General features: G+C 62.5%; 25 protein-coding genes. 15 read left to right on the plus strand and 10 right to left on the minus strand.

Annotated elements, in window-relative coordinates:
* A complete protein-coding gene (locus AC26AR_RS08860) occupies positions 1 to 1104 on the minus strand; it encodes an ArsJ-associated glyceraldehyde-3-phosphate dehydrogenase (RefSeq protein WP_488106766.1) in 1104 nt (367 codons plus the stop codon).
* Between the two features lie 104 nt (positions 1105 to 1208).
* On the minus strand, positions 1209 to 1658 hold the full coding sequence (locus AC26AR_RS08865) for an ArsR family transcriptional regulator (RefSeq protein ID WP_488106767.1): 450 nt from the start codon (positions 1656 to 1658) through the stop codon (positions 1209 to 1211).
* A gap of 408 nt (positions 1659 to 2066) precedes the next feature.
* Here AC26AR_RS08865 and trxA point away from each other — a divergent pair, with 408 nt between their 5' ends.
* The 6 genes from trxA (at position 2067) to dkgB (ending at position 8173) form a co-directional block, all read left to right on the plus strand.
* Positions 2067 to 2390 carry a thioredoxin gene (gene trxA / locus AC26AR_RS08870; RefSeq protein WP_077375765.1) on the plus strand — a complete coding sequence of 108 codons (324 nt, stop codon included), beginning with the start codon at positions 2067 to 2069 and terminating at the stop codon, positions 2388 to 2390.
* Positions 2391 to 2582: 192 nt separating this feature from the next.
* Complete coding sequence (locus AC26AR_RS08875; protein WP_488106768.1) at positions 2583 to 3701, plus strand: L-dopachrome tautomerase-related protein; 1119 nt, start codon at positions 2583 to 2585, stop codon at positions 3699 to 3701.
* Positions 3702 to 3913: 212 nt separating this feature from the next.
* Positions 3914 to 5095, plus strand: coding sequence for an MFS transporter (locus tag AC26AR_RS08880; RefSeq protein ID WP_488106769.1), 1182 nt, complete (start codon positions 3914 to 3916; stop codon positions 5093 to 5095).
* A 108-nt stretch (positions 5096 to 5203) separates the two neighbouring features.
* Positions 5204 to 6118: a TIGR03571 family LLM class oxidoreductase gene (locus tag AC26AR_RS08885; RefSeq protein ID WP_488106770.1), complete on the plus strand. Its 915-nt coding sequence runs from the start codon at positions 5204 to 5206 to the stop codon at positions 6116 to 6118.
* A 73-nt stretch (positions 6119 to 6191) separates the two neighbouring features.
* Positions 6192 to 7202, plus strand: coding sequence for an alcohol dehydrogenase catalytic domain-containing protein (locus AC26AR_RS08890; RefSeq protein ID WP_488106771.1), 1011 nt, complete (start codon positions 6192 to 6194; stop codon positions 7200 to 7202).
* Between the two features lie 164 nt (positions 7203 to 7366).
* Positions 7367 to 8173 carry a 2,5-didehydrogluconate reductase DkgB gene (gene dkgB / locus AC26AR_RS08895; protein WP_488106772.1) on the plus strand — a complete coding sequence of 269 codons (807 nt, stop codon included), beginning with the start codon at positions 7367 to 7369 and terminating at the stop codon, positions 8171 to 8173.
* 145 nt (positions 8174 to 8318) lie between these two features.
* On the opposite strand, the gene AC26AR_RS08900 is transcribed toward dkgB, so the two are convergent.
* From AC26AR_RS08900 to AC26AR_RS08935, 8 genes are all read right to left on the minus strand, one after another.
* Complete coding sequence (locus AC26AR_RS08900; RefSeq protein WP_488106773.1) at positions 8319 to 9170, minus strand: SDR family oxidoreductase; 852 nt, start codon at positions 9168 to 9170, stop codon at positions 8319 to 8321.
* Entirely contained in the window at positions 9167 to 10015 is an 849-nt protein-coding gene (locus tag AC26AR_RS08905) for an iron-containing redox enzyme family protein (protein ID WP_488106774.1), read from the minus strand. The genes AC26AR_RS08900 and AC26AR_RS08905 overlap by 4 nt, the downstream gene beginning before the upstream one ends.
* A 10-nt stretch (positions 10016 to 10025) precedes the next feature.
* Positions 10026 to 11726: an AMP-binding protein gene (locus tag AC26AR_RS08910; RefSeq protein ID WP_488106775.1), complete on the minus strand. Its 1701-nt coding sequence runs from the start codon at positions 11724 to 11726 to the stop codon at positions 10026 to 10028.
* A 1-nt stretch (position 11727) separates the two neighbouring features.
* Positions 11728 to 12546, minus strand: coding sequence for a thermostable hemolysin (locus AC26AR_RS08915; protein WP_488106776.1), 819 nt, complete (start codon positions 12544 to 12546; stop codon positions 11728 to 11730).
* Positions 12547 to 12709: 163 nt separating this feature from the next.
* On the minus strand, positions 12710 to 14455 hold the full coding sequence (gene cydC / locus AC26AR_RS08920; protein ID WP_488106777.1) for a thiol reductant ABC exporter subunit CydC: 1746 nt from the start codon (positions 14453 to 14455) through the stop codon (positions 12710 to 12712).
* Entirely contained in the window at positions 14436 to 16205 is a 1770-nt protein-coding gene (gene cydD, locus AC26AR_RS08925) for a thiol reductant ABC exporter subunit CydD (protein WP_488107895.1), read from the minus strand. Before cydD ends, cydC begins: the two co-directional genes overlap by 20 nt.
* Positions 16198 to 17196 carry a cytochrome d ubiquinol oxidase subunit II gene (gene cydB, locus AC26AR_RS08930; RefSeq protein ID WP_488106778.1) on the minus strand — a complete coding sequence of 333 codons (999 nt, stop codon included), beginning with the start codon at positions 17194 to 17196 and terminating at the stop codon, positions 16198 to 16200. The genes cydD and cydB overlap by 8 nt, the downstream gene beginning before the upstream one ends.
* A 4-nt stretch (positions 17197 to 17200) precedes the next feature.
* Positions 17201 to 18607: a cytochrome ubiquinol oxidase subunit I gene (locus AC26AR_RS08935; protein WP_141392484.1), complete on the minus strand. Its 1407-nt coding sequence runs from the start codon at positions 18605 to 18607 to the stop codon at positions 17201 to 17203.
* A 1034-nt stretch (positions 18608 to 19641) separates the two neighbouring features.
* Between AC26AR_RS08935 and atpD the strand changes: the two genes are divergently transcribed.
* From atpD to AC26AR_RS08980, 9 genes are all read left to right on the plus strand, one after another.
* Positions 19642 to 21147, plus strand: a complete 1506-nt coding sequence (atpD, locus tag AC26AR_RS08940; protein ID WP_488106779.1) for a F0F1 ATP synthase subunit beta — start codon at positions 19642 to 19644, stop codon at positions 21145 to 21147.
* Entirely contained in the window at positions 21144 to 21551 is a 408-nt protein-coding gene (locus AC26AR_RS08945; protein WP_084208503.1) for a F0F1 ATP synthase subunit epsilon, read from the plus strand. The genes atpD and AC26AR_RS08945 overlap by 4 nt, the downstream gene beginning before the upstream one ends.
* 80 nt (positions 21552 to 21631) lie before the next feature.
* Positions 21632 to 22042: an AtpZ/AtpI family protein gene (locus AC26AR_RS08950; protein WP_488106780.1), complete on the plus strand. Its 411-nt coding sequence runs from the start codon at positions 21632 to 21634 to the stop codon at positions 22040 to 22042.
* Positions 22024 to 22422, plus strand: a complete 399-nt coding sequence (locus AC26AR_RS08955) for an N-ATPase subunit AtpR (RefSeq protein WP_488106781.1) — start codon at positions 22024 to 22026, stop codon at positions 22420 to 22422. The genes AC26AR_RS08950 and AC26AR_RS08955 overlap by 19 nt, the downstream gene beginning before the upstream one ends.
* Entirely contained in the window at positions 22419 to 23273 is an 855-nt protein-coding gene (locus AC26AR_RS08960) for a F0F1 ATP synthase subunit A (RefSeq protein WP_488106782.1), read from the plus strand. Before AC26AR_RS08955 ends, AC26AR_RS08960 begins: the two co-directional genes overlap by 4 nt.
* Positions 23270 to 23518 carry a F0F1 ATP synthase subunit C gene (locus tag AC26AR_RS08965; RefSeq protein ID WP_307722829.1) on the plus strand — a complete coding sequence of 83 codons (249 nt, stop codon included), beginning with the start codon at positions 23270 to 23272 and terminating at the stop codon, positions 23516 to 23518. The genes AC26AR_RS08960 and AC26AR_RS08965 overlap by 4 nt, the downstream gene beginning before the upstream one ends.
* A gap of 4 nt (positions 23519 to 23522) precedes the next feature.
* Positions 23523 to 24401 carry a F0F1 ATP synthase subunit delta gene (locus tag AC26AR_RS08970; protein ID WP_488106783.1) on the plus strand — a complete coding sequence of 293 codons (879 nt, stop codon included), beginning with the start codon at positions 23523 to 23525 and terminating at the stop codon, positions 24399 to 24401.
* Positions 24391 to 26007 carry a F0F1 ATP synthase subunit alpha gene (locus AC26AR_RS08975; RefSeq protein ID WP_488106784.1) on the plus strand — a complete coding sequence of 539 codons (1617 nt, stop codon included), beginning with the start codon at positions 24391 to 24393 and terminating at the stop codon, positions 26005 to 26007. The genes AC26AR_RS08970 and AC26AR_RS08975 overlap by 11 nt, the downstream gene beginning before the upstream one ends.
* Positions 26004 to 26981 carry a F0F1 ATP synthase subunit gamma gene (locus AC26AR_RS08980; RefSeq protein ID WP_488106785.1) on the plus strand — a complete coding sequence of 326 codons (978 nt, stop codon included), beginning with the start codon at positions 26004 to 26006 and terminating at the stop codon, positions 26979 to 26981. Before AC26AR_RS08975 ends, AC26AR_RS08980 begins: the two co-directional genes overlap by 4 nt.
* The last annotated feature ends 3 nt before the right edge of the window (positions 26982 to 26984 follow it).

Genomic DNA, 26984 nt, shown 5'->3' on the forward strand with positions numbered 1-26984 from the left:
TCAGCGCTCCTGTGTGCTGGGGTCGGCCAGATCACCCAGGCCGACTTTCAGTGCCAGTTCCGCGGTGCGATTGGCGTAGCCCCATTCGTTGTCGTACCAGGCGTACAGCTTGAGCTGGGTCCCCGCGACCACCATGGTCGAGAGCGCATCGATGATGCTGGAGCGGGAATCGGTACGGAAATCGATCGACACCAGCGGGCGTGTCTCATACCCCAGCACCCCGGAAAGCTCGCCTTTTGCCGCAGTTTGCAGCGCCTGATTGACCTCCTCCACCGTCACTTCGCGATCGAGCTCGAACACCATGTCGGTGAGAGAGGCATTGGCCAGCGGCACGCGAATGGCGTGGCCGTTCAGGCGGCCTTCCAGCTCCGGGAAGATGGCGCTGATCGCCTTGGCGGAGCCGGTGGTCGTCGGAATCAGGCTCATGCCGCAGGCCCGCGCACGGCGCAGATCCTTGTGCGGCGCATCCAGAATCGTCTGGGTATTGGTGATGTCGTGCACGGTGGTCATGGAGCCATGGCGAATGCCGAACTGCGACTGGATCACCTTGATCACCGGCGCCAGGCAGTTGGTGGTACAGCTGGCCGCCGTCACGATGCGATGCGTCTGGGCATCATAGAGATGATCGTTCACGCCCATGACGATATTGAGTACGCCCGCTTCCTTGACCGGTGCGGAGACCACGACACGCGCCACGCCCTGCTCGAGATAGGCATTGAGCACCTCGGTGCTCTTCTTCTTGCCGGAGGCCTCGATCACCACATCGCAGCCCGACCAGTCGGTATCACTGATCTCACGCTGGCTGGAGAACGTCGTGCGCTGACCATCGATGATGATGCTCTCATCGTCACTGGTGATTCCCGCGCCCGGCGACCACTGGCCATGTACGGAATCGAATTCCAGCAGATGGGCGAAGGTCGCGGCATCGCCACCCGGGTCATTGATGCGCACCACGTCCAGCGCGACATCCTCGCGCAGCTTCCACAGCGCGCGCAGCGCAAGCCGGCCGATACGGCCGAAGCCATTGATGCCGATACGCAGAGGTGGCAGACCAGCGGGCAGCGTCAGTGAAGCGCTGTAGGACGGAGCATCATGAGCAGGCATCGTAATTTCCTCGTGAGGGTCAATGTGGGATCAGGGGTGTGACGTGTTTCAGGCGGGGGGCTGGGCAGACGCCTCCCTGCCTGCGATGGATAGGGGCAGGCGCGTCATTCGGCGCAGCGCTCGGGACGATTGGGCATGGCCACCAGCCATTGACGCCAGCGCGCCACCTCCTCCTGCTGTGCCTCGCAGGCCGCCATCAGGATCGCGTGCCGCCAGCCCTGCATGGCGGGGCTCAGCCGGTAATACACCCACTGGCCGCGTCGCTCGCTGCTCAGGAGTCCGCAGTCGCGCAGCTGTGCGAGATGGCGGGAGACCTTGGGCTGCGAGATGCCAGGGCGCTCTCCACCTGCGTGGGGCGTCTCGCGTGCCGGCATGTCCTGCTCACGCCGCTCCAGCAGCCAGATCAGCTCGCAGACACACAATTCTCCCGTCTCGCTCAGCAATTGCATGATGGTCAAGCGGGTATCTTCGGCCAGACATTTGAATATCCCCAACGGGGTCAGGGAAGCGGCAACGCCATCTTCCAGCGCCGCATCGTGACTTGACGACTTCATGACAGCTTCCTTGGGCAGAGTGCGAGAGATGCGAGATCGGTGACGACTCGATATATGGAAAATCATATATACGATTTTCCATATATCAAGTGACACTGTCATGTCAGCCGCGTGACGGCGTGCATGTCTCACTGATGTCACACGCTGACGTCACTCGCTGGCGTCACTCGCTTGGCTCGTTCGGTATCAGAACAGAACAGAAGAGAAGAGAAGAGAAGACAGGCGCAAAATCCTCCTCGCCAGCGGTCGCCGCAAGCCCTCACTGTTGCTTGATCGGCACGCATATGTTTCTGCTGACATGAGAGAATGCGCTTGCGAACGAAAGTCCCGGGGCGTTAGTGTGTGCCCATCCGGCACGTGCGGTGCCAATCTGAATCACGCATCCTCAGGGGTGCACAGGAGAGTCAAATGGCTGATTTTGCGCAAGTGGTAGACAGCAACTACACCCAGGAAGTCATCGAGAGCGAGCAGCCGGTGCTGGTGAAGTTCTGGGCGCCGTGGTGCGGCCCGTGCAAGATGCTCGACCCGATCGTCGAATCCATCGCCGAAGAACAGGGTGACGCCCTCAAGGTCGTTGCCATCAATGTCGACGATGCACCGGATCTCGCTGCGCAGAACGGCGTCCGCGGTCTGCCGACCATCGCCCTGTTCAAGTCCGGCGAGAAGATCGAAGCCCTGACCGGCGTGCAGCCGAAGGAAAACTTCGATGCCATGATCGCGCGTCACGCCTGACCACATCAGCGCCGGGTCTTCCCGGCCTCGAAAACGCCCTCTCGCAGGGCGTTTTTTTTGGACAGCACTGTGACTTGAGTTCCCCTACCTGTTTGATTTAATTGATAATTGTAGGCGATGAAACATGCCGTCTCCCGAAACGAGACGCTGAAGACGACCGTCGCAACCGCCTCACCAGACAAGGAAGCATTGATGCACAACGCCGTCCGTTCGACCCGATATCTGGGCGTGTTCGCCCTGCTCTCAGGCCTGCTGACGGGCTGCGCCACCGGCCATTCCACCCTGCCCGCCACCACCTCATCACTCAAACCCGGCCCGGCCTACGGTGAGATGCGCTCGGTGGCCGTGATGCAGATACGTCCCGGCAACGTCGCCGTGACACCCGCCGGACGAGTCTTCGCGACCATCCACCCGATGGATGGGGATCACGACGTGCAGCTGGTCGAGATCACCGGACAGAACAGCTATCGTGCCTGGCCCTCACCCGCCTTCCAAACCCACGCCGGCCGCTACAGCGACGCCACCATCGACTCCCCGCTGGGCATCTATCAGGACGGCCAGGGAGGCCTTTGGATCACCGACATGGGCCTGCATCTGGGCAAGACCCGCCTGTGGGGCTTCGACATTGCCTCGGGCAAGCTGATCACCAAGCTGACCCTGCCCACTGATATCGCCCCCGAAGGCAGCTTCGTGCAGGACCTGGCAGTGGATCGCAGTCGCGGCGTGGCGTATCTGGCCGATATCGCCAACCCGGGCCTGATCACCGTCGATCTGGCCTCCGGCGAGGCGTCCCGATTCAGCCAACACGCCGCACTGCAAGCCGAGCCAGACGCCACCCTGAAGATCGATGGCCGTGACATCCCGTTCAATGGCAAGCCCGCCAAGGTGGGCGTTGACCCGATCACCCTGTCCGATGACGGCGAGACGGTCTTCTTCGGTGCCATGACCGGCCACAGCTGGTACAGCGTCCCGGCCAGACTGCTGCGTGAAGGTGCCAATCACGACACCATTGCCGCCGCCATCACGCGCGTCGGCGACAAGCCCATCTCGGACGGTGCGGATACCGCCGGGGGCATCCACTACTTCACCAACCTCAATCAGCATGGGCTGGATGTGCTGGGGGCCGACGGCAAACTGACGCCACTGGTCCGCGACGAGCGCCTCGACTGGCCGGATGGCGTGCGCATGGCCGCTGACGGCTGGCTGTATGTCACCGTTAATCAGCTGGACAGCACGCCGCCCTTCGCAGGCGGAGAGGACGAGGGTCAGCCGCCCTACCATATCTACAAGGTCTGGCCGACGGACGACTGAGCCAGCAGCCTCTCGACACGACAACGCCCGTGCTCCTTCAGTGGAGTGCGGGCGTTGTCGTGTTGGTCCCCTGAACGGCGGAGGCCATGTCCACACGCGGATATTTTCAATAATCACAAAGGTCTTTTGCGAATCACTCCGTTTATCGCAAAACTCAACCACGGCAGACTGCACAGTATCCAAGACCCACCCGTTGCTGATGGAGAACTGCCATGCCTCTTGCCCTGCTGGCGCTGACGTTGAGCGCCTTTGCCATCGGGACCACCGAATTCGTGATCGTCGGACTGGTGCCCACCATCGCTCAGGATCTGAGCGTCTCTCTGCCTTCCGCTGGCCTGCTGGTCAGCCTGTATGCCGTCGGTGTCGCCATCGGTGCCCCCGTGCTGACCGCCCTGACCGGCCGCTTCAATCGCAAGCTGGTGCTGCTGGGACTGATGGCGCTGTTCATCGCCGGCAACCTGCTGGCCTGGCAGGCACCCAGCTACAGCTCGCTGATCACGGCGCGCATCCTGACTGGCCTGGCCCACGGGGTGTTCTTCTCCATCGGCTCCACCATCGCGACAAGCCTGGTGAGCAAGGACAAGGAAGCCAGTGCGATCGCCATCATGTTCACCGGCCTGACCGTGGCACTGGTCACCGGCGTGCCGCTGGGCACCTGGATCGGTCAGCACTTCGGCTGGCGCGCCACCTTCCTCGTGGTCTCGGTGCTCGGCGTGCTGGCATTGATCGGCAGCGCCATCCTGGTGCCCAACAATCTCAAGAAGAACGTACCGGCCACCTTCGCCCAACAGCTCAAGGTGCTGACCCACCCGCGCCTGCTGCTGGTCTACCTGATCACCATTCTCGGATACGGCGGCACCTTCACGGCCTTCACCTATCTGGCCCCGCTGCTGCAGGACGTCAGTGGCTTCAATGAAGGCGCCATCAGTCTGATCATGCTGGTCTACGGTGTCTCGGTGGCCATCGGCAACATCCAGGGCGGCAAGCTGGCTGACCGCGTGGGCCCGATTCGCGCTCTGACCCTGATCTTCGGTGGCCTGATCGTCATCCTCGGCGTGCTGACCTTCACTGCCGCCAACCCGATCACGGCCGTGATCACCATCCTGATCTGGGGTGCCTTCGCCTTCGGCAACGTGCCGGGACTGCAGGTCTACGTCGTGCAGCAGGCCGAACGCTTCGTGCCGCAGGCCGTTGACGTGGCTTCCGGCCTCAACATTGCGGCCTTCAACATCGGCATCGCGCTGGGCTCCATCGTCGGCGGCCAGGTGGTCTCCGGGATGGCACTGACCGACACCGCCTGGATCGGCGCGCTGATTGTCACCGCCGCCCTGCTGCTGACCCTGCTGGCTGGCCGCCTCGACAAGCGTCACGCGTCTTCCATCGCGACCGCCTGATCCGCCCTGCAGCCTCCCGCCATCAAGACGTGCCCTCGATTCCGACAGCTCAGCCTGCTGGCTCGGGGGCACCGTTGTCTACACACCTGCTTGCTGAAGGAGTCCACCATGATCTCTCCGACCCGCCCGCTGGATCGCCTCACCCAGGGCCCCCTGACCCTCGGCGTCGAACTGCCCCTGGACAATGACTGGGTGCGGACTGACAGAGCCCCCTCCACACCCTTCGGCGTCCCTGACATGCGCGCCCATGCCGAGCTAATCGGCAAGGTCGACAGGCTCGGCTTCCGCGCCGCATGGCTGCGTGACGTGCCGCTGTTCGACCCCGCCTTCGGCGACGCCGGTCAGGTCTTCGAGCTGTTCACCTATCTGGGCTATCTGGCCAGTCACACCGACAACCTGCTACTGGGCACCGCCGCCGCGGTGCTGCCACTGCGCCAGCCGTGGCTGGTGAGAAAGGCCGCCGCCAGCGTGCAGGCCCTGAGCGGAGACCGCCTGCTGCTGGGTGTCGCCAGTGGCGACCGACCGGCGGAATACCCGCTGTTCGGTGAGGAGTTCACCACCCGCGGTGCCACCTTCCGCCACGCGGTGGACGTCATCAAGGGCCAGGCGGACGACGCCCTGAGCGACGGTCAGGCCATCCTGCCTACCGCGACGCGTCCGCCGCTGTTGAGCGCCGGGCTCTCTCAGCAGACGCCCGAGTGGATCGGTCGCGAGATGGACGGCTGGCTGGCCTACCCGGGCACGCCACAGGATCACATCTGCCGCGTGGCGCTCTGGCGTCAGGTCGCCGGCGACAAGCCCTACGTCAGTTTCATCCACCTCAATCTGGAAGACGACCCGCACGCCCCGGTGCGTCGTCACCGCTTCGGGTTGTCGAGTGGCCGCCTTGCCCTCATGGAAGAACTGTCGGCCATGCAGGATGCCGGGGTGAATCACATCGGCTTCCACCTGCGTCGCAATCGCCGCCCGCTCACGGAAACCCTCGAGGAACTGGGCCGTGAGGTGCTGCCGCACTTTTCATGAGGGCTGACGGGTCGCACTGACCTGTCCCCGCCATGGCGGAAAGGATTCACCATTCACGCTTGAAGGAGATCCCATGTCAGATTCCACGGAAACCACCACCCCGCAAGACATCCGTCACGGCACCACCCGAGCGCCCGCCTGGGTATGGCAGGGGCCGGGAGAGCCTGAGGCGCTCGAGCAGACAGAAGTGGACATCGGCGCACCGGGAGACGACGAGGTACTGGTCGCCACGCGTGCCATCGGCCTCAATCCCGTCGACTGGAAGTTCATGGCGATGGACAGCGAGCTGTGGCAAGCCGGTCAGATTCCCGGGGTCGATGCCTCGGGTGAGGTGATCGCCTGCGGCGCGAATGTCACCCACGTCTCCCCGGGAGACCGCATCGCGGTCCACACCACCCTGGCGGGGCCGGGTACCTTCAGCAAGCGTCTGCGGGTCCCAGCGCGGGCCGTGATGCGCCTACCCGTTACCCTGGGCTTCAATGACGCCGCCGCCTTCCCCTGCCCGGCGCTGACCGCATGGCTCGCCATCGAGAAGCTGCCCGTCAAGGCCGGTCGACGCCTGCTGATCACCGGTGCCTCCGGCAGCGTGGGCCGTTGGCTGATCCAGCTGGCCCGACAGCGCGACTTCCATGTCATCGCCGCCGCCTCCGAGAAGCGCCACGCGGACCTCAAGGCGCTGGGCGCCGATGAGACCCTGACGGACGCCGATCAGCTGGACGCCCCGGTCTACGCCGTGATCGATACCGTCAATGGGGATCACGCCCGCAAGATGACCCGCCACCTGGGGGCCAACGGCCATATCGTCTGTATCCAGGACCGTCTGGAGCAGGCGGCCGCGCCGGCCTTCGATCGCGCCATTTCGCAGCACGAAGTCGCACTCGGGGCACTTCACTGGGCGGGTGACGACGAGGACTGGGCACGCCTGGTCGCAGCAGGGGAAGGTCTTCTGGAAGCGATCGCCGATGGCTCCCTGAACCAGCCGGCGCCCTGTATCGAATCATTTACGGCGCTGCCAGCCTGCCTTGCCGAGCTGAAGCGTGGTGAGCGCCGAGCGCTGAAATTCGTGATTACCGCCAACGAGTAAGGTGCATGGCAAAGTCCACGCGACTGTTGCGTTAGTGTAAAAAAGCTAATGTAAAGTCGTGAGGTTGACGTCGCAGTATGCAAGCCTCATATAGGAAGGGCAAAAATGGATATGCGCCCATCATTCACGACTCAATACCGGGCGCGCTTAACAGGAGTTCTAGAATGTCGACTACCCTACCAAATCCCGGCTTTGGGACTTACCGTATCGAGGGCGAAACGCTCCGTGACAGCCTGAACACCGCGCTTGAGATCGGTTATCGTCACTTTGATACCGCGCAGTTTTACGGCAACGAGGCCGAAGTCGGACAGATCATCGCCGACAGCAAAGTGCCGCGCGAAGAGCTCTTCATCACCACTAAGATCTGGCATGACCGTTTGGTACCGGGTGACATGGAGAAAAGCGTCGAGGAAAGTCTTGAGCGCCTCCAAATGGACTACGTCGACCTACTGCTCATCCATTGGCCGTCGCCGAATGATGAAGTGCCGATGGAAGATTATCTGCCGGTACTGGCCAAGCTGAAGGCAGCGGGCAAGGCGCGCCACATCGGGGTGTCCAACTTCACCTGCGAACAGCTGGAACGTGCCGTGGGCATCGTGGGGCGTGATGAGCTGCTCACCAACCAGGTCGAGGTCCACCCGTTCCTGCAAAACCGCAAGGTGATCGACAAGTGCCACGAGCTGGGCATCGAAGTCACTGCCTTCATGCCGCTGGCAGTCGGCAAGGTGATGGACGATGACACCCTCAAGGCCATCGCCGAACGTCATGACGCCAGCCCGGCGCAGATCGCCCTGGCATGGCTCAAGATGCAGGACATCGTCACCTTCCCGTCCTCCACCAAGGCGAAGAACATCAAGAGCAACTTCGAGGCCTTCTCCATGTCACTGACCGGTGAAGACATGGCGAAGATCGCCGAACTGGATCGCGGTGAGCGCATCGCCAACCCGGACTTCGCCCCTGACTGGGACTGATGGCCCTCAGGCCTGTGCCTGATGCCGCGTCAGAGAAATGAAAAGGCCTCCCTCGGGAGGCCTTTTGCGTTGCTGTCCATGGATACTGGCAGACAGACTTCGACGCCGCGGCCGCTCGCACGAATTTGACGTGCTAGTCGCATCCTCACGCTTTATGAGAGGTAGCCTCTATTTTTTCATTCGTATGCGTGAGCGGACCGAGATGGCGTTCCATGACCTGACGCTTGCCTGCCAATCCACGGTCCAATAGTCCCGGCCACAAACTATTGAGCACACCGAAGCATCGCTCTGCCCACCCTATCGTTTGGCGCACTTGCCCACTAGCCAACTGCTTCACCACAAGTCTCGCAACGCTTTCTGGCTCATCAATGGCATTGCCCAATGCCGCGTTCATCTGCTCAACATGTTGTGGATTGATGGGAGTACGAGTTGCCCGAGGTGCAATGTACTGTATCTTCACGGAACTGCCCGCGAGCTCTCGCGCCAATGCCTCACTGAACCCCCTGAGTCCTGCCTTCGAGGCACAATAGGCAACATTTCCAGGGTGGCCGATATGACCAAGCATCGACCCCACCAGCATCAACTGTGCTTTTTCTGCCAACGCCAGGATCGGCAAGAGCTGCTGGGTCAGCAAGATCGTGCTGGTCAAGTTGATGTCGAGCAATCGTTCCACCTTCTCGCTCGACTGTTGGGCAAACCAGCCAACCTCATTCACACCCGCCAGATGTACCACCAGAAAAGGGCGCTGAGACTGAGGACAGGTCAATAGTGCATCACTCAATGCCTCACGGGCACTGACGTGGGTCAGATCAAGTGCCAGCAAGCTGGTTACCACGCCCTTGGGCAACTCATCACGCAATGCCTCCAACGTGTCACGACGACGCCCTACCAACCATAGTTCACAGCCGAGCCTCGCCAGCTCATGGGCCAGTGCCCGTCCTATCCCGCCACTGGCCCCTGTGATCAATACTCTGGATGCGTGAAGCGAGTGGCTCATGCCAACGCCTCCTTCTCCATGGCGCAATCGGCTGCAAGCGCCGCATCACTCCAGTGGAATGCATCCTCGAGCGCAGCCTGATGGACACTGGAATAGAGATGATAGAAGGCCTTGGCGGCATGGATAATTGCCTGCTGCTCTCCTTCATCGGTGATACTGTCCATGAGGTTGGCGAAGAACTCCATGTGAGAGATATCAAGCTCGCCATGAGAAAAAAGATAGTGGAAGGCATCATCTCCGAGCCCCAGACTGTCACGCACGGCTCGTCCGGCCCCGCTGGCCACAGCAGTACTGGTCCCCTCCAGCACCAGCACCATCCCGAACATGCTGAGTGGATGACGCCGACGTATGCTGTCGTAGGCATAAGCCACCATCAGCTCGGTTGCCAACAGTGGCGCTCGTTGCACCGCCCTCTCACGAGGAACTCCCGTCGCAGCGAGATCATCCAGTACCCAATGCTCGTGCCCCTTCTCTTCATCGATGTATTCCGCGACGGCCATACGCAGCGCGTCTCGCGAGACATGAGCGGGTTCTGACAACTGCGCCCCACAGGCCATCATGAGCGATACGGTATGGCGCACATGGTGATAGGCCTGGGCCAGGAAGGCGCGATATTCCGCCAGGGTGATCTGGCCATTCAGTGCACGGGCCACCAGAGGACCGGACAGCAACTTCTCGCGTTCCGTGGCCGTGGCAGCGACCAACTGACGGTAGAACCCATCAGGCCGGCCATTGTCGGAGGGGATGCCAGCTCCAGAGGCAGCAGGAGTCTGAGTAGCGACTTCGCCAGTATCCGCCTGCCGATTGACAGATTGGTATGATGAGACGTTGTCATTCAAGGACATGATCATTTCCTCAGGAAGCACTGTGATGACGTGACAACACGTCAGACTCTTGGGAAGAAGAGGGGCAGGGATACACGGTCGATGGCATCGAGATGCGTTGAGCCAATCGCTTGAGATCATCACCACGCCGCTCACGAATACGCGCGCGCCTGAGGCGCCCGTTATCCGTCATTTCACCACTGGCAAACGATAATGGCTGCGAGGTATCCGGTGACGCTTCCAGTACCTGCCAGGCAACAAGTCGGGCGTAATCAGGCAAACGAGAATTGAGCAGGGTAATCGCTCGAGCAATGGCACCCTCCGTACACGTGGAGTCTCCGTTGAGCACCGGTGCCAGCAAGGCAATCAATCCGCATAGACCATCACCCTCCACGAAGGCCTGTCGGATACCGGGAATGAGTGCCAGCTCTGCCTCGATCCATCCTGGCGAGACATTTCGGCCCGAGGAAAGGATCAGCACGTCTCTTTGTCGCCCTTCCAGACACCAGCCCCCGGTTTCGAGACAACGAGCGAGGTCACCACTAGGCCATGGCTGATCGGCTGACAAGGGATTCAGTTCCCCCAGATAGCCCAGCATGCGACGGCCGTGGATCATCAGCTGTCCCGTATCATCGAGTGAGAGATTCAGGCCCTCAAGCGGCTGGCCGACACTGTCAATTTCGCCTTTTTCCTCCCCAGGCAACGACAGACACACCACGGACCCCAATTCCGACAAGCCATATCCCTGGGCGACCGGCAGGCCAAGCCTCATGGCACGCGCTAGCAGCAAAGCGGGGACCTTGGCCCCACCTACCGCGACCAGCCTCAGTGAGTTGCGCCAAGGTGACTCAATCGGTGAGCTCTCACACAATGCAACCAATGCCTGCAGCAGATTAGGGACCAGAATCAGGCTCTGGGGCCGACGTTCATCAAGCCAGGATTCAAGCGTCAGGGCATTGAGCCCTCCGCTGCCAATCAATCCAGTGCAACCAGCGGTATCCACGATGGCGCAGCGGCCTTGCCACAGTGCCAGCAGACCACCAGCGAGGTTTTCCAGCAGCACTGCCAGCGGCAGGAGAACGCCATGCCGCTTGAGCGTCACGGGCTCCAATCGTGCCGATAGCCCCCCAAGAACCTTTTCAAGATGCTCAAGCGACAGACAGACTCCCTTGGGCACCCCTGTCGTACCAGAAGTGAACGTGATCAACGCAGTGCCGGCTGGGACGGCAGCAGGGATGGATGAGCGCTGTATCAGATAGACCGCCTCTCCCTTTTCCAACGACAGACAGCGGGACCTCCATTCGCCCTCGCCAATCTCATGATCCAGCTGCGCATGCCATGACTCATCGGCCAGACTCTCAGTGGAAGCCTCTAGACTGGCCAGACGAGTCAACGCCCCCGGTTCAGCGCTCGCGATGGCATCAAGTGCCGTAGTGGCCAACAGATGTCGGCACTGCTCGGCACTGAAGAAATTCGCAACAGGAGTAACGACAATACCCGCCCGCCAGGCGGCAAGTTGGATGACAAGCCACTGCGGACTGTTGTCCCCCGCCAACCCCAGATGGCGAATACCAGCGGCATTGAAGGCGCCTGCAAGTACCTCGATCGCCTCCCATAGCTGCTTTGCCGTGTAATCTTGATCCTCATGGATGGCATCGCGCCCTATCAGCAAGACTCGCGCAGGGTCGACCTCGGACAGGAGCTCTAGCGTCTCCAGCAGTCGTGAGTTCATCTCAGCATCCTCCGTTAGTGGTAGGAAATGCCGGGAATGGTGAAAGGCTTGTCTGCAGAAAGCGTGGTGCTCCAGCCAGCAATCGGCGTCCCAGAGGACAGCTGCCCATACGCTGAGCCTCGTCCAAGGGACGAATCACGACGACGCGAGGATCATGTGCATAATAGCTTCCCCAATCATCCTGGCTGTCAAGGCATGTGGGGTCAGCCTTGCCCATATCACGCATGGCGATACCCAGACGTGACAGACCATTTCTCACCTCGCGCGAAGCCGTCACCACCAGCCACTCGACCTCGAGACTCGCCAGCACCTCAACCAGAGCCAACATCAACATCCGTCCTGCACCCGCAGTGGCGCTGCATAGTGCACCGATCTCCATGATCTGATGCCGTTCGATCTGACGTTGCTCAGTGTCGGCCAGCAGCGTCTCGATGCGAACTCCAAGATAGGCTTCCACCCTCAAGGGACCTTCATCGGCGCGCATCAGCCCAGTCACTGCATGAATGTCGACATCTCCGATATCAAGCGAATGGCCATCCTCTGGCTCACCCTGCATCACCAGCAGACGAGAATAGTGGACGTGAATGCGCGCACTGTGGTGACGCTGGAAACAAGCTTTCACGAAGGCCTCTGCCTGAGGCCGGCCAGCTATATCGCACCAATACAACTCGTTGCGCACCGTGACATCGGATGGCGCTGGCGTCTCAGGAGACGGAGTCCCTGTTGGTACAAGAGAAGAAGTACTGGAACGGATAACAGGCGAAACATCATTGCTGACCGCAACTGTCGCTGTCGCAAGCTGAGAGCTTGAGGATTCCATGGGGGCGCCTCATCGAGGAAGATGCCCCCAGACTAGGGTCGCCAGCTTAGCGAAGGCTTAAGACAGGAAGAAAAGGATCGTTACGAGGAAATGCACGGCCTGAGGGTTAGCCGTGCATGCCATTCTGCAAGCCAGGTCGATGGCCACGGAGAGGATTCCGGGATCAGAGCTCCTTTTGCGCCAGAGCGCTACTCGTAACCGGGAGTGAGTGAACCCGAGTGATGCTCTGCGTACCGGGACGCGGCGATGCCAGGTCATGCTCATGCAGCAGATAGATCACCGTACGCGCCTTGAACCAGCCCTCCAGACGCTGTGCCATGCGCTGTGCCGTGCGCGCATCCAGCCCGGAGAAGGGTTCATCCAGAATCAGCAGCCCCGGATCCGTCAGTACCAGGCGCGCCAGTCCCAGGCGCCGCGCCTGCCCGCCCGAGACCTGCCGACCGCCCTCACCCACTCGGGTGGCGAGGCCCTGAGGCAGTTGCGCCACCCATTCGGCGAGATCCACCGCCTCAAGTGCCTGCCAGACATCCTCATCACTGGCCTGACGCGCACCCAGCCGCAGGTTGTCGGCAAGGCTGGCATCCAGCAATTCCACCTGTTGGGTCAGGCATCCCACGGCATGGGCCAGTGACTCGGGCGAGCAGGCGTCGATGGGCTGTCCGTTGAGCGTGATGCTGCCGCTCTGCAGCCGGGTCTGGCCAGTCAGCAAGGCCGCCAGCGTGGACTTGCCGGAGCCGGAAGCACCGCAGATGGCCATCTGGGTGCCGGGGGTGATCTCGAGGGTCATCTCGTCAAGCGCCTCGAACCAGGCACCGGGATAGCGCCACGACACCTGCTGGATCTGCACCTGCACGGCACCGCTGGCCAGGGTCTGCCGACCTTCCAGCGGCCGCGTGGCGGAGGACAGCTCATTGAGACGCTCGGCAGCGCCCAGGGTAGCACCGGCCTGAGTGAAGGCCGCCGGCAATCCCGCCAGGCCCTCACTCAAGGCCATGGCCGCCAGCGGCAGCATGACCATCACCGCCGGCGTCAGTCGCTCATCCGTCATTCCCTGCATGGCGGCCGCCAGCAACAGCAACCACGACAGGCCGATCACCAGACTGGCCAGCCCATTGCCGATGGCCGTGATCACCGCCAGTCGCCACTGATCTCTCAACAGGCGGGTCTCGATCTCATCCAGGCGCTGACGGGCACTGCCCAGCGCCGCATAGGCCTCAAGCTCCGCCTGACCACGCAACGTCTCCATCAGCGCCGAGCGCAACGACTCCAATGTCGTGACGCGCCGCCGACTGGCCACCAGCCCCCAGCGCGCCTGCCCCAGCGTCAGCCAGGCCCAGCCCAGCACCAGGAACCCCGCCAGCCACGCCGCCGTTACCGGCAGCCAGACAGCTACCAGCGCTACCAGCACCGCGATCAGGCCCAGCGCCATCAGTGGCGGAGCCGCCAGACGCAGGTAGAGCGCATCCAGGGTGTCGATATCCGCGGTGAGGCGATTGAGCCAATCACTGGAGCGCCGCGCCGCCACCCGCGCGGGGTCCATCGTCACCAGTGCGGCGAAGGCCGTGCCGCGCAGGCTGGCCAGCAGACGCAGGATGGTGTCGTGGTTGTAAAGCCGCTCCAGATAGCGCGACACGGTGCGCGAGACGGCGAACAGTCGAATGCCGCTGCCGGGGGTGTAGACATCCAGCGTCATGCCCGCACCGGCGGCCAGCGCAGCCCCCGTCAGGGCGGAGGCGGTGATGAACCAGCCGGAGACCGCCAGCAGGCCGAGCGCCGAACAGGCCGTCAGCATCATCAGCACCACGCCGAATATCAGACGGCGACGGTATTGATCATGCAGGCGCCACCAGGGGGCCAGACGCGTGAGCGCCTCGCGCAGGGTCACGCCGTCAGTCTCGGGATGCGTCACGCTCGTCCTCCTGTTGGCTCGTCGCCGTGGCTGTCATTGGCAGGATTCGCCCCTCCTCGAGCACCAGATGACGCGTCGCCATGGCGATCAGCGCCGGATGGTGGGTCGCGATCACCAGGGTCCGCCCTTGAGCGCTCAGCCACTCGAAGCCCGCGATCAGATAACGTTCCGTCTCGGCATCCAGACTGGCGGTGGGCTCATCGAGCAGCACCAGCGAGGCATCGCTCAGAAACACCCGCGCCAGCGCCAGCCGCTGTGCCTGCCCACCGGACAGCCCGCGCCCGCCTTCGCCGAGCGGTGTCGCGATGCCTTGCGGCAAGGCGGCAAGCTCGGCCTTGAGCCCTGCGCGCTCAAGCGCGGTGATGATCTCGGCGTCACTGGCCTGCGGCGCGGTGATACGCAGATTGTCGGCGAGACTGCCCTGCATCAGCAGCGGACGTTGATCCATCCAGGCCAGACGCGTGGCGGGGGCTATCTGACGCTGGCCGCTGTCCGGGGCGACGAATCCGGCCATCACCTGCAGCAGCGTCGACTTGCCCGCACCGGAGGCCCCGCTGACGACCAGCACCTCGCCCTGCCTCAGCGCGAGATCCAGCGGGCCCAGTACCTGCCCGCGCTCGGGGTGGCTCAGACAGACATCCGTCAGACACATCAGCTCGCCCGTCGCGTCTGGGCGGGTATCGGCGTGGCGAGGCGACGCCATGTCGGCAGCCTCGAGAATCTCCATCAGAGTCTCGGAGGCGGCCAGCGCCGAGGCGCGATCATGGTAGAACTGCGACAGGGTTCTCAGCGGCTGGAAGAACTCGGGGGCCAGCAGCAGGATCACCAGCGCACTGAAGAGGGTCAGCTCATCGGCCGGCCCGATGGGAATGTCACCAAGCAGGCCGAAGCCGATGTAGATGGCGACCACGGCGATGGACACCGAGGCAAAGAACTCCAGCACCGCGGATGACAGGAAGGCGAGCCGCAAGGTGCGCAGGCTGCGCTTGCGGTAGTCATCAGCCACCAGCGTCACCTCGCGGGTCGCCAGCTCCCCCAGTCCGAACAGGCGCAAGGTGGTGATGGCACGCACGCGATCCACGAAGTGGCGCGACAGCCGCGCGACCGCCTGGAACTGGTCACGATTGAGCGACTCGGCCCCCATGCCGACCAGCGCCATGAACAGCGGTATCAGTGGCGCGGTCAGCGCCAGCAGGATGGCCGCCAGCCAGTCCAGACTGACCACGATGGCCAGAATCAGCAGCGGCGTGATCACCACCAGACGCATCTGCACATGAAAGCGCGCGAAGTAGCCTTCCAGGGCTTCCACCTGCTCCACCCAGCGCTGGGCGAGATCGGCGCTGTGATACTGGGCGGCGCGCACCGGCCCCAGCGTCTCGAGTGCCGTCAGTACCTCGCCACGAATGGCCTGCCGCAGTCGCTGGCTGGCACGCTGGGCCAGCAGCTCCTGACCACCACTCGCCAGCACCCGCGCGCCCAGCAACCCTAGCAGGCCGATGAAGGGCCACCACAGCGCCCCCAATGACTCGGGATGCTCGATGGCTTCGGTGATCACCCAGGCCGTCAGTACCAGCTGGGCGACCGTCAGGATACCCGCCACGACCCCGGACAAGGCCGAAAACCCGAGCAGGCGACGCTCTCGCGTCGCCTGCTGTCGGAGCCATCTGCCTGCCTGGCGTCGTTCCCGGGTGACCCGGTCAGGCGTGACCCGGTCAGCCTTGCCGACCGGGTCCTTGAGTGACTCAGTGATAGCCGACCCCCTGTACCTTGCCGCGGAACACCCAGTAGCTCCAGGCGGTATAGCCCAGCACCATCGGAATGACGAACAGCACGCCCAGCAGCAGGAACAGCTGCGACTCCGGCGCGGAGGCCGCGTCCCACAGGGTGATGTCCGGCGGCACCAGATACGGCCACTTGCTGAAGATCAGTCCCAGATAGGTGAACAGGAACAGTCCCAGCGTCGCGACGAAGGGCTGCCCTTCCTGACGCTTGTTGACCGCCCGCCAGATCAGCGCCGCACAGCACAGCGCCAGCACCGGGAAGACCCAGAACACGCCCAGATGGTCGAACCAGCGTTCCCGCACATACTCATCCACGAACGGGGTGTAGAGGCTGATGACCGCGAAGCCCACCAGTACGGCGACCAGCAGCTTGGGCGTGATGCGATAGGCCCATTCCTGTACCTCGCCCTCGCTCTTCATGATGGTCCAGGTGGCGCCCAGCAGCGCATACCCCGCCACCAGCGCCAGCCCGGTGATCACGGTGAACGGTGACAGCCAGTCGAAGGCGCCGCCCACGTAGACATGCCCTTCGGTGGCGAAGCCCTGGATGTAGGCGCCGACCACCACGCCCTGACAGAAGGTCGCCAGGAAGGAGCCGCCACTGAAGGCGATGTTCCACCAGTGACGATTGCGCGAGGACTTGAAGCGGAACTCGAAGGCGATCCCCCGGAAGATCAGCCCCGCCAGCATCAGGAAGACCCCCAGATACAGCGCCGGCAGCAGGATGGTGTAGACCGCCGGGAAGGCGGCCAGCAGCCCGGCCCCGCCCAGCACCAGCCAGGTCTCGTTGCCGTCCCAGATGGGCGCGACCGAGTTCATCATCACGTCACGGGCGTGCTCATCGGGTGCGAAGGGGTACAGGATGCCCACCCCCAGATCGAAGCCATCCATCAGGATGTACATCATGACGCCGAAGCCGATGATCAGCGCCCAGATCATTGTCAGATTGATCATTTCCATCAGCTCAACTCCTTACCGTGCGGCTGGCATCATCGTCCAGACTCTCGTGCGCGGCGGACAGCGGGCGCATCGCGGTCTCAACATCGTCATGGGGCAGTTCCGGTTGCATGCCACCGCGGATGACGCGGGTCAGGTAGTAACTGCCGGTCACGAAGACCACCAGATAGACCAGGAAATAGCCGATCAGCGTGGTAAGCACCATCCAGCCGGTGAGTGACGGCGTGACGGCCTCCTGCTGGGTCATCATCTCGTAGACCAGCCACGGCGAGCGCCCGGCCTCGGTCACGAACCACCCCGCCAGCACGGCAAAGAACGGCGCGATGGACATCAGACGCAACGTCTGCAGGAAGGGACGCGAGCGATAGAGCTTGCCATCGCGGCGCAGGAAGACACCGATGAAGGCCACGGCGATCATCAAGAGCCCCATCGCCACCATCACGCGGAACGACCAGAACACGAACCACACCGGCGGCTGCTTGTCAGGTGCGACCTCCTTGAGCCCCGGCACCACGCCATCGGGGTCGTGGGTCAGGATCAGACTGGCCAGCTTCGGGATCGCGATCTCGAAGTGGTTCATCTGCGCCTCCTTGTCCGGCCAGGCGAACAGCAGGAGCGGCGCGCCCGACTGGGTCTCCCAGTTGCCTTCCATCGCGGCGACCTTGGTCGGCTGATGCTCCAGCGTGTTGATGCCGTGCATGTCACCCACCACCGCCTGCGCCGGTGCCAGCACCAGCAGCAGCCACATGCACATGGACAGCGCACGCTTGTTGGCGTCGACATCGCGCCCGATCAGCAGATACCAGGCACTCACCCCCGCCACCACGAAGCCACCGGTCAGGAAGGAGGCGATCGCCATGTGGGCGAAGCGATACGGCAGGGAGGCATTGAAGATGGCAGCGGCCCAATCCTTGACGAAGAAGTGGCCGTCCACCATCTCCACTCCCGCCGGTGTCTGCATCCAGCTGTTGGTGGAGAGAATCCAGAAGGCGGAGATGAAGGTGCCCAGCGCCACCATCAGGGCCGCGAACAGATGGACCCCTTCCGGCACCTTGCCACGCCCGAACAGCAGCACGCCGAGGAAGCCTGCCTCAAGGAAGAACGCCGTCACCACCTCATAGCTGAGCATCGGCCCGATGAAGTTGGAGCTGGCATAACTGAAGTTGCTCCAGTTGGTACCGAACTGGAAGGCCATCACGATGCCCGAGACCACCCCCATGGCGAACACGACGGCAAACACCTTCACCCAGAAGGCGGCAAGTCGGTCCCAGGCGGCATTGCCGGTCTTGTAATAAAGACCGTGCAACAAGGCGACATAGGAAGCCAATCCGATGGTGAACACCGGAAAGACGGCGTGGAATGACACGACAAATCCGAACTGTATTCGCGACAGGATCACGGGATCCAGTTCCATGGGCAACTCCTCACGATAACGATCATCAGGATGGCTGGGCATGTTCCTTCTGGCGGGAACTTGCCCGGCGACAGGTTCACGGGCGAACCGTGATGGGTCACGGCTTCACACCATTAGCAAAAACTCACGACTCTTTCCATCTCTTGACTATGATCAATATCATAGAAAGAGACGGCGACGATGTCGCATAGCATGTTGTCGCAGGACAAAATGCCACACTGAAAGCCGCTTTCCCCCCTGGAAATAACCAACAAATCTTGATGTACATCAAGGTAGAAGGCAGTGCGCATAATGCCCGATGAATCTTGACTACACTCTGCATGCCGAAGGGATGCAACTTGCCTATACCTGTGAGGCGTGATCTTCCCTCCCATGGCTGACCGACCCATTCGAGCCGTTACTGGCAATGCGCCCAGCACCGTGCAACGTCAGTGACCACACCCTTTGACCACAGCGTCGAAAGGATTTTCCCGGCAGCCTCCACTTCTCCCTCGAGATGTCAGCAAACCCTGAAATGTCAGCAAACCCTGAAATGTCATTGCCATGTCAAGGCCGTGTCGACGTCGTGACTGTCCAAACGAAGGCCACAGCGGCACTCCACACACGATATGGCGTCTGTTCAGACAGGTCAGGAAATGACATCGAAATGCGAATTATTGTGCACTGCGGTATTTCCCCGGGTAGACAGGCAGAAAATTCATCATCGACACGGCTCGAGACATGAAAAAACGCAACATGATCAACACGCCATGATGGCAAAAGAGACGTGAAGACTGGACTCTGTGATCAGCATCCTTTCAGGAGAGAAAGTCGACATGAAGGCACCTTCTTCCAGCCAATTGACGCATGGCACGCACAGCGTCGATAGCGCCATGCAGGACAATGGATCACCCTCAGGTGCCTCAGCGCTGTCGGCCTCTTCATCTGATGCTTCATCGCCCGCTTATTCTGAGGCTCCACACCTCCTGGCGCCCTCTCTCTCCTCTTCCTCTTCACCCTCACCTTCATCACCACTGTCGACGACAGATACCACCATGTCAGCTCAGCCATGCCCGGACAGGTCTGAATCTGCCCGATCTGGTGAGGTCATCGGGCGAGTCAGCGCCGTGCGTGGCGCGGTGGTGGATGTCACCTTTGAAGCCGTGGAACTGCCACCCATCAATTCGGCGCTCATCGTGAAGTGGAGCAAGCCGACGACACTGATACTCGAGGTGCACAGTCACCTTAGCGTGACCACCTTGCGTGCCGTAGCGTTCCAATCCACGGCGGGGCTCGCACGGGGCGTCGCAGTGCAGGCATCAGGTCGCCCCATACGCGTACCGGTCGGCGAAGCCGTGCTCGGGCGATTGCTGGATGTGGTGGGTGAGCCACGTGATGACGGCCCGCCCCTGCCCGGTGACACACCACGCTGCTCCATTCATGCCACGGCCCCACCGCTCGAATCGCAGATAGGGTCCAGCGAAATGTTCGAGACCGGCATCAAGGTCATCGACCTGCTGATGCCCATGGCACAGGGCGGCAAGGCGGCCATGTTTGGCGGCGCAGGGGTGGGCAAGACCGTATTGGTCATGGAACTGATACGCGCCATGGTCGAGAAATATGCAGGAATCTCCGTCTTCGCGGGCATTGGAGAGCGCTCACGCGAGGGTCATGAGTTGCTGACCGAAATGGCAGGGTCCAGCGTACTGGCGCGCAGCGTGCTGGTCTATGGCCAGATGAACGAGCCACCAGGCGCTCGCTGGCGTGTGCCCATGACAGCACTGGCCATCTCCGAGTATTTCCGTGATCAACAGCATCGCAACGTGCTGCTGCTGATGGACAACGTCTTCCGTTTCGTACAGGCCGGCGCGGAGGTCTCGAGCCTGCTGGGCAGGCTGCCGTCACGCGTGGGCTATCAGCCGACACTGGCCAGTGAAGTCGCTGCCCTGCAGGAGCGTATCGCTTCTGTTGCCGGGTCGGCAGTCACGGCCATTCAAGCCGTCTACGTGCCGGCGGATGACTTTACCGACCCAGCCGTCACCACCATTTCCAGCCACATGGACTGCGTCATCATGCTCTCGCGCGCCATGGCGGCAGAGGGCTTCTATCCCGCCATCGATCCGCTGGACTCCTCATCGATGCTGCTGGACCCACTGGTCGTCGGCGACATCCACTACGAGACGGCCGATACCGTGCGCCGAACGCTGGCCCGCTTTCGAGAGCTGGCCGACATCATCTCCTTGCTCGGGGTCGAGGAGCTGGGTGCCGCCGATCGTCAGATCGTCACGCGTGCCAGGCGACTGCAACGCTTCCTCACCCAGCCCTTCATGGTCACGGAGGCATTCACCGGCACACCCGGCGCCAGTGTGGCGCTCACCGAGACTCTGGCAGGCTGTCGAGCCATTCTCGCCGGCGAGACAGATGATTGGCCGGAAAGCGCGCTGTACATGGTCGGCACGCTGGAGGAGGCACGCCACAAGCGCGAGACCTTGCAGGCCAGAGCGACGAGCCAGGCGACTGACACGGCAGCTACCAAGGTCACCGGGAGAGCGTCGTCATGAGACTCATCATCGTGACGCCACTGACCCTCATCGCTGACAGACAGATCGACAGCCTGCGCGCCGAGGACGCCAGTGGCAGCTTCGGCATCCTCACGGGTCACAGCGAATTCCTGACAGCGCTGGAAATCTCGGCGCTCAGCTGGCGTGAAGGCGAGTCCCAGCACTTCTGTGCCATCCGAGGCGGCGTGCTGAATGTCAGTCGCGGCGAGATCCACATCGCCACCCGAGAAGCCGTATTGGGTGATGACCTGGACACGCTGGACAGCGAGGTACTGGCCCGTTTCCGCGCCGATGCCGATACGCAGCGAACGGAGCACGTCGAGAGCATGCGTCTCCAACTCAATGCGCTGCGTCACATCATTCGCCGACGCACGTCATCGGCAGACTCGGGAGAATTTCGATGACGACCCGCGCGCAATCTGCTGCGCCCCATGCCGCGTCACGACGCTCATGCCGCCCTCCCACCCACCGGGGACTTGCGCGAATGCAACACGACAAGAAGCCTTCCGACAGTCATCAGAGTGCTGGACAGAGTCCCCATCAGAGCGTTGATCACGGCTCACGAGAACGCCCCTCCCAGGACACCCAGCGCCACGGCGCCGCAACGCAGGCGCAGGGTGCGGCGAGCGAACGGGACCCACTGGTCAAGGCCGTGCGCCAGCGTCGCACTCGCCATGCCCAGTGGCAACGTGAGGGGGATCTTTCCGTGGGACGCCGCTTGGCGCAGATAGGCGTACTGGGCTGGATTGTCATCACGCCCACCCTGGCAGGGCTCTATACCGGTCGCTGGCTGGATGAGCGCGCGGGTACGGCGCTGTTCTGGAGCGCCCCCCTGATGATGGCCGGCGTCTGCCTGGGGGGCTGGAGTGCCTGGAAATGGATGAACGCGCGATGATGGCACTCGACTTCATGCAGGGTCAGTCCATGTCAGTACTGCTGCCAGTGTGTCTGCTGGCAGGCATGGCATTGGGATATGGCTACTTCCGTATGCTGCGAATGACCACTGAACTTGTCGTGACTCGTGGTCATCCCCTATGGGCAGTGGCCCTGACACTGGCCCGACTTGGGCTGATGGTGGTCGGTCTCCATGTCGCCGTGCAGGCAGGGGCGCTTGCACTACTCGCAACGCTGGCAGGAATACTCATCACCAAGGGGCTGATGGTGCATCGCCCATCCTCGCCCCCCAGCCACTCGGCAACTGACGGCGTGACGCAAGCCCTGTCTCAGCACGCCGCCTGCTCGTCAGGCACGCCTGCAAGGGAGGACGACAGGTGAACTCTCCGCTGACGTCAGAGGCACTCTTTCATCTGGGCCCCGTGCCCATCACGGCCGCCATCATCACGACCTGGGTCATCATGGCCGTACTGGTCGCAGGCGCCTGGGGCATGACACGCCGCCTGACCCTGATACCCGATAGACGCCAGGTAGCACTGGAGCTGCTGGTATCGACTCTCGATGTGCAGATCCGTGAGACCAGTGGCGTTGAGCCAACACCGTATCGCAGTTTCATCGGCACGCTGTTCCTGTTCATTCTGGTCGCCAACCTGTCATCGCTTCTCCCCGGGGTCGAACCTCCGACTGCCCAGATGGAAACGGATGCCGCGCTGGCCCTGCTCGTCTTCGTGTCCATCATCTGGTTCGGCATTCGGGGCGCAGGCGTCAAGGGCTATCTCAAGTCGTTCGCGGCGCCCAATGTGGTGATGATTCCCTTGAACATTCTGGAGAGTCTCACCCGTACCTTCTCCATGTTCGTCCGCCTGTTCGGCAATGTGATGAGTGGCGTTTTCGTCATCGGCATCGTCGCATCACTGGCAGGACTGCTGGTACCGATTCCCCTGATGGCGCTGGATCTTCTGACCGGTCTGGTACAGGCCTACATCTTCGCCATCCTGGCGCTGGTCTTCATTGCCTCGACGGTCGAGGAAGGCCGCGCGTCTTTCAATTCCGAGCCCGATTCCGATTCCAGGACCAGTGCCAGGGACGGAGACGGAGACAGGGAAAAGGACAAGGACAGTGCGCATCAGACTGTCGTCCCACCACTCACGCCTCAACCAGTCACGCCTCAACCACTTGGGTCCCAGCAGCCCACCTCTCGCACATCGACTTCCCAGCAGGAGAACTCATGATGGATTGGATCGCCTTTGCCAGTGTCATCTCCGCAGCATTTGCCGTGGCGTTCGGCGCCATAGGGCCAGCGCTCGCGGAGGGCCGTGCCGTGGCCGCCGCCATGGACGCCATCGCTCGCCAGCCGGAGGCCGCCAATACGATCTCGCGTACGCTGTTCGTTGGCCTGGCGATGATAGAGACCACTGCTATCTACTGCCTGGTGATCGCGTTGTTGCTGCTGTTTGCCAACCCATTGCTGGCGTGAACTGATGACTATCGACTGGTGGGGAATCGGGTTGCAGGCACTCAACGTGCTCATCCTGATCTGGCTGCTCTCGCGCGTGCTGTGGAAGCCTGTCTCACAGGCCATCGAGCAGCGCCGCGCAACGGCACAGGCCACGCTCGACGCCGCCGATGACGCGCACACCGAGGCGGACAGACATCTTGCCTCATTGAATGCGGCGCATGCCAACATCGCGGCAGAGCGCAGCGCCCTGCTCAAGGAGTCAAGCCTGAAGGCCGAAGCGCAAGGTCGTGAGACGCTCGCCCAGGCGCGCCAGCAGGCTGAAGCACTGCTGAGCAGTGCTCACGACGCCATCACGCGCGAGAGTGACCTCACACGTCAGCAAGACACCCAGCATGCCCTGTCGTTGGCGGTAGCGATTGCCGCAAGACTGCTTGCGCCACTGGATAACGCCGCCGTCCATGCCGCCTTCCGTGAGCGCTTGCACCACAAAATCACCACACTGACCCGGCATGAGCGTGATGCCCTGACAGGGGCGCTTCAGCATGCCCCGGCAGCGAAGCAGCCCCCCGCCCACTCGGCAAGGGGGGCAGAGGCTGCCATGACGCGCGAGCTTGCTGACACTGCACCGTCAGACAACGTGCTCAGCATCATCACTGCAGCCCAGCTGTCAGCAACCCAACAGGCGGAGCTGAAAGATCTCCTCACGCGCGAGCTGGACCCCCTGCCCAGCCTGAGGTTTGAGGTCGAGCCGGCCCTGTTGGGGGGAGTGGAATTGCGCAGTGCGCACTTTGCCCTCAACAACAGCTGGCAATCAGACCTCAGCGTGCTGGCCAAGGCCTTTGAAGCCATGCCGACACCTCCCTCCGCCAGCAGCCCGCGGGAGACGCAGCATGTCAGCTGACACACCGGCGTGGCGCGTGAACGCGCAAGACACCTTGCAACACACGACGCTTGCTCCCCAGACCGAGCATCGCGGACGCGTCGAGGAAATCGGTGACGGCGTCGCGATGATCTCCGGGCTCGAGAATGTCGGGCTGGAGGAAGTGCTGCAATTTTCAGGCGGCCAGGTCGGCTTCGCGCAGGTGCTGAACGATGACAGCATCGGCTGCGTGCTGCTGGACACCAGCACGGCTGTCCAGGCGGGAGACACCGTGCGCGGCACGGGAGATGTCGTGAAGGTGCCGGTCGGTGACGCCTTGCTGGGACGCGTGATCGACCCCCTCGGGCGTCCGCTGGATGGCAAGGGGGAGATCGTCACCACGCAGACCCTGCCCATCGAGCGCCCGGCTCCGTCGATCATCGAGCGAGACCTGGTCACCGAGCCAGTACAGACCGGCATCATTGCCGTCGATACGCTGTTCGCCCTCGGCCGCGGCCAACGCGAACTCATCGTCGGTGATCACGCCACCGGCAAGACGACGCTGGCCATCGATACGATGATCGCGCAGCGCAGCAGTGACATGATCTGTCTGTATGTCGCGGTCGGCCAGAAGACGTCCAGCGTGCGACGTGCCATTGATGCGCTGACCTCTCAGGGCAACTTTGCGCGCTGCATCGTGATGGTCGCAGGCTCGGCCTCGGCGCCAGGCCTGCAGTGGATTGCCCCTTATGCCGGCATGACGATGGCGGAGCATTTCCGCGACACGGGCCAGCATGCCTTGATCGTGATCGATGATCTTTCCAAGCATGCGGCCACCCACCGCGAGATTGCGCTGCTGACACGCCAGTCACCCGGCCGCGAGGCCTATCCCGGGGATGTCTTCTATCTGCACGCTCGCCTTCTGGAACGCGCCGCCAAGCTATCTCCTGCCAAGGGCGGCGGCTCGCTGACCGCGCTGCCCATCGCGGAAACCGACTCCGGCAATCTATCGGCCTATATTCCGACCAACCTGATCTCGATCACCGATGGCCAGATCGTGCTGGACGCCGCGCTCTTCCATCAAGGACAGAAACCCGCAGTGGATGTCGGCTTGAGCGTCAGTCGTGTCGGCGGCAAGACCCAAGCGCCAGTACTGCGCAAGGCCGCGGGTACGCTGCGGCTGGATTACGCGCAATTTCTGGAACTCGAAGTCTTCACGCGTTTCGGCGGCATGCCGGATGGTCACGTGCGTGACCAGCTTCGCAGGGGGGAGTGCATTCGCGCGATTCTCCGCCAGCCTCAACATCAACCGCTGCGTCTCATCGACGAGGTCGCACTGCTGAGCGCCCTGCATGCCGGACTGCTGGATACGCTGTCGCCGCCGGCACTCGCCTCCTTGCGTGCTGCCTTGCCAGACGCACTGGATCGTGAGGCTCAGACGGATCGTTCGCTTCAATCACCTTGTTCCCCGGCACTTGCAGAGGGCGGGATGCAGGATGACACCCGCGAAGCACTGCTCAACATGATGAAGCCACTGATCACCACTGCGGTACAAGGCAATCCGCCAGACACCGGGCCCCCTGGAGGGCATGAGTCTGATGGCAAGGCCAACACCGGGGCGGCATCGACGTCGGAGGACATCTCATGACAGAACGTCTCTCCGATATCAGTGCCCGCATCGAGGGAGTGCAGCAGCTGGGGGCCGTGGTCAACGCCATCAAGGGCATTGCCGCCGCGCGGGCACGCATCGCCAAGGCTCAGGTGGCAGCCGTGGATCGCTACAGCGAGCTGATCTCAAGCGCTCTGGCATATTCAATGCCGCCGGAGGACACCGTCGCACCGAGTCGTTCATCGCGGCATGCTGACACCCTTCCCCATGGCGTCTCTCCTGCTCAGAACGTCGCGATCGAGCAGTCTGCTCCCGGCACGGCACTGGTGCTGTTTCTCGCTGAGCAAGGCTTCGCCGGTGCCTTCAGTGAACGCGTACTGGATAGCGTCATGCCGCAGATCACGCGAGGCATGACAGCGCCGCTGATGATCATCGGCACTCGCGGTCTCGTCGTCGCCTCGACACGCAAAGTGACACCCGAGTGGTCTGCCGCCATGCCCTCACATTCTCTCGGTATCCCGACACTTGCCGATGACATCACGCACGCCATTGAGGCTGCACGCGAGCAACAGCCCTTCACCCACCTCGATATCGTCTATACGCGCTGGCTCAAGGGCCGGCCCCAACTGGTACTCCAACCGCTCCTTCCGCTGTCACGCAACGGCGTGATGGCAGATGCACACAAGGTCTCGCCCGTGGCGACGCATACCGGCGAGGCATCCACTTATCGACGCGCGAGTCCTTATCGACGCACGACTCCGCTGATGCCATTGCCCCGCGAGCAGCTTGTCACGCGCCTGGGACAGGAGCATCAACATGCGCGCCTCTGTCAGGCCGCGCTGCACGCCTTTGCGGCCGAGAATGAAGCGCGCATGGAGGCCATGACCTCGGCAGCCACTCAGATCGAACGTGAACTGGAGGATTTCAAGGCCACGCTGCGCCAGGTACGACAAGAATCCATTACCGCTGAAATCATCGAGCTTGGCACCGGCGCGGCCGCAGGCAATCCGTGAGGT

This window comes from Cobetia sp. PS-4MA (assembly GCF_057670765.1).

What these genes read in the sequence shown, in the direction of transcription:
- AC26AR_RS08865 (WP_488106767.1), bottom strand. Translation starts at nt 1,658, where the DNA reads ATGAAGTCGTCAAGTCACGATGCGGCGCTGGAAGATGGCGTTGCCGCT.
- AC26AR_RS08935 (WP_141392484.1), bottom strand. Translation starts at nt 18,607, where the DNA reads ATGGAACTGGATCCCGTGATCCTGTCGCGAATACAGTTCGGATTTGTC.
- AC26AR_RS08885 (WP_488106770.1), top strand. Translation starts at nt 5,204, where the DNA reads ATGATCTCTCCGACCCGCCCGCTGGATCGCCTCACCCAGGGCCCCCTG.
- AC26AR_RS08910 (WP_488106775.1), bottom strand. Translation starts at nt 11,726, where the DNA reads ATGAACTCACGACTGCTGGAGACGCTAGAGCTCCTGTCCGAGGTCGAC.
- AC26AR_RS08970 (WP_488106783.1), top strand. Translation starts at nt 23,523, where the DNA reads ATGACTATCGACTGGTGGGGAATCGGGTTGCAGGCACTCAACGTGCTC.
- atpD (WP_488106779.1), top strand. Translation starts at nt 19,642, where the DNA reads ATGTCAGCTCAGCCATGCCCGGACAGGTCTGAATCTGCCCGATCTGGT.
- AC26AR_RS08965 (WP_307722829.1), top strand. Translation starts at nt 23,270, where the DNA reads ATGATGGATTGGATCGCCTTTGCCAGTGTCATCTCCGCAGCATTTGCC.
- AC26AR_RS08955 (WP_488106781.1), top strand. Translation starts at nt 22,024, where the DNA reads ATGGATGAACGCGCGATGATGGCACTCGACTTCATGCAGGGTCAGTCC.
- AC26AR_RS08880 (WP_488106769.1), top strand. Translation starts at nt 3,914, where the DNA reads ATGCCTCTTGCCCTGCTGGCGCTGACGTTGAGCGCCTTTGCCATCGGG.
- AC26AR_RS08905 (WP_488106774.1), bottom strand. Translation starts at nt 10,015, where the DNA reads ATGTCCTTGAATGACAACGTCTCATCATACCAATCTGTCAATCGGCAG.
- AC26AR_RS08860 (WP_488106766.1), bottom strand. Translation starts at nt 1,104, where the DNA reads ATGCCTGCTCATGATGCTCCGTCCTACAGCGCTTCACTGACGCTGCCC.
- AC26AR_RS08875 (WP_488106768.1), top strand. Translation starts at nt 2,583, where the DNA reads ATGCACAACGCCGTCCGTTCGACCCGATATCTGGGCGTGTTCGCCCTG.
- dkgB (WP_488106772.1), top strand. Translation starts at nt 7,367, where the DNA reads ATGTCGACTACCCTACCAAATCCCGGCTTTGGGACTTACCGTATCGAG.
- AC26AR_RS08915 (WP_488106776.1), bottom strand. Translation starts at nt 12,546, where the DNA reads ATGGAATCCTCAAGCTCTCAGCTTGCGACAGCGACAGTTGCGGTCAGC.
- AC26AR_RS08980 (WP_488106785.1), top strand. Translation starts at nt 26,004, where the DNA reads ATGACAGAACGTCTCTCCGATATCAGTGCCCGCATCGAGGGAGTGCAG.
- AC26AR_RS08890 (WP_488106771.1), top strand. Translation starts at nt 6,192, where the DNA reads ATGTCAGATTCCACGGAAACCACCACCCCGCAAGACATCCGTCACGGC.
- cydB (WP_488106778.1), bottom strand. Translation starts at nt 17,196, where the DNA reads ATGGAAATGATCAATCTGACAATGATCTGGGCGCTGATCATCGGCTTC.
- AC26AR_RS08975 (WP_488106784.1), top strand. Translation starts at nt 24,391, where the DNA reads ATGTCAGCTGACACACCGGCGTGGCGCGTGAACGCGCAAGACACCTTG.
- AC26AR_RS08900 (WP_488106773.1), bottom strand. Translation starts at nt 9,170, where the DNA reads ATGAGCCACTCGCTTCACGCATCCAGAGTATTGATCACAGGGGCCAGT.
- trxA (WP_077375765.1), top strand. Translation starts at nt 2,067, where the DNA reads ATGGCTGATTTTGCGCAAGTGGTAGACAGCAACTACACCCAGGAAGTC.
- AC26AR_RS08945 (WP_084208503.1), top strand. Translation starts at nt 21,144, where the DNA reads ATGAGACTCATCATCGTGACGCCACTGACCCTCATCGCTGACAGACAG.
- AC26AR_RS08950 (WP_488106780.1), top strand. Translation starts at nt 21,632, where the DNA reads ATGCAACACGACAAGAAGCCTTCCGACAGTCATCAGAGTGCTGGACAG.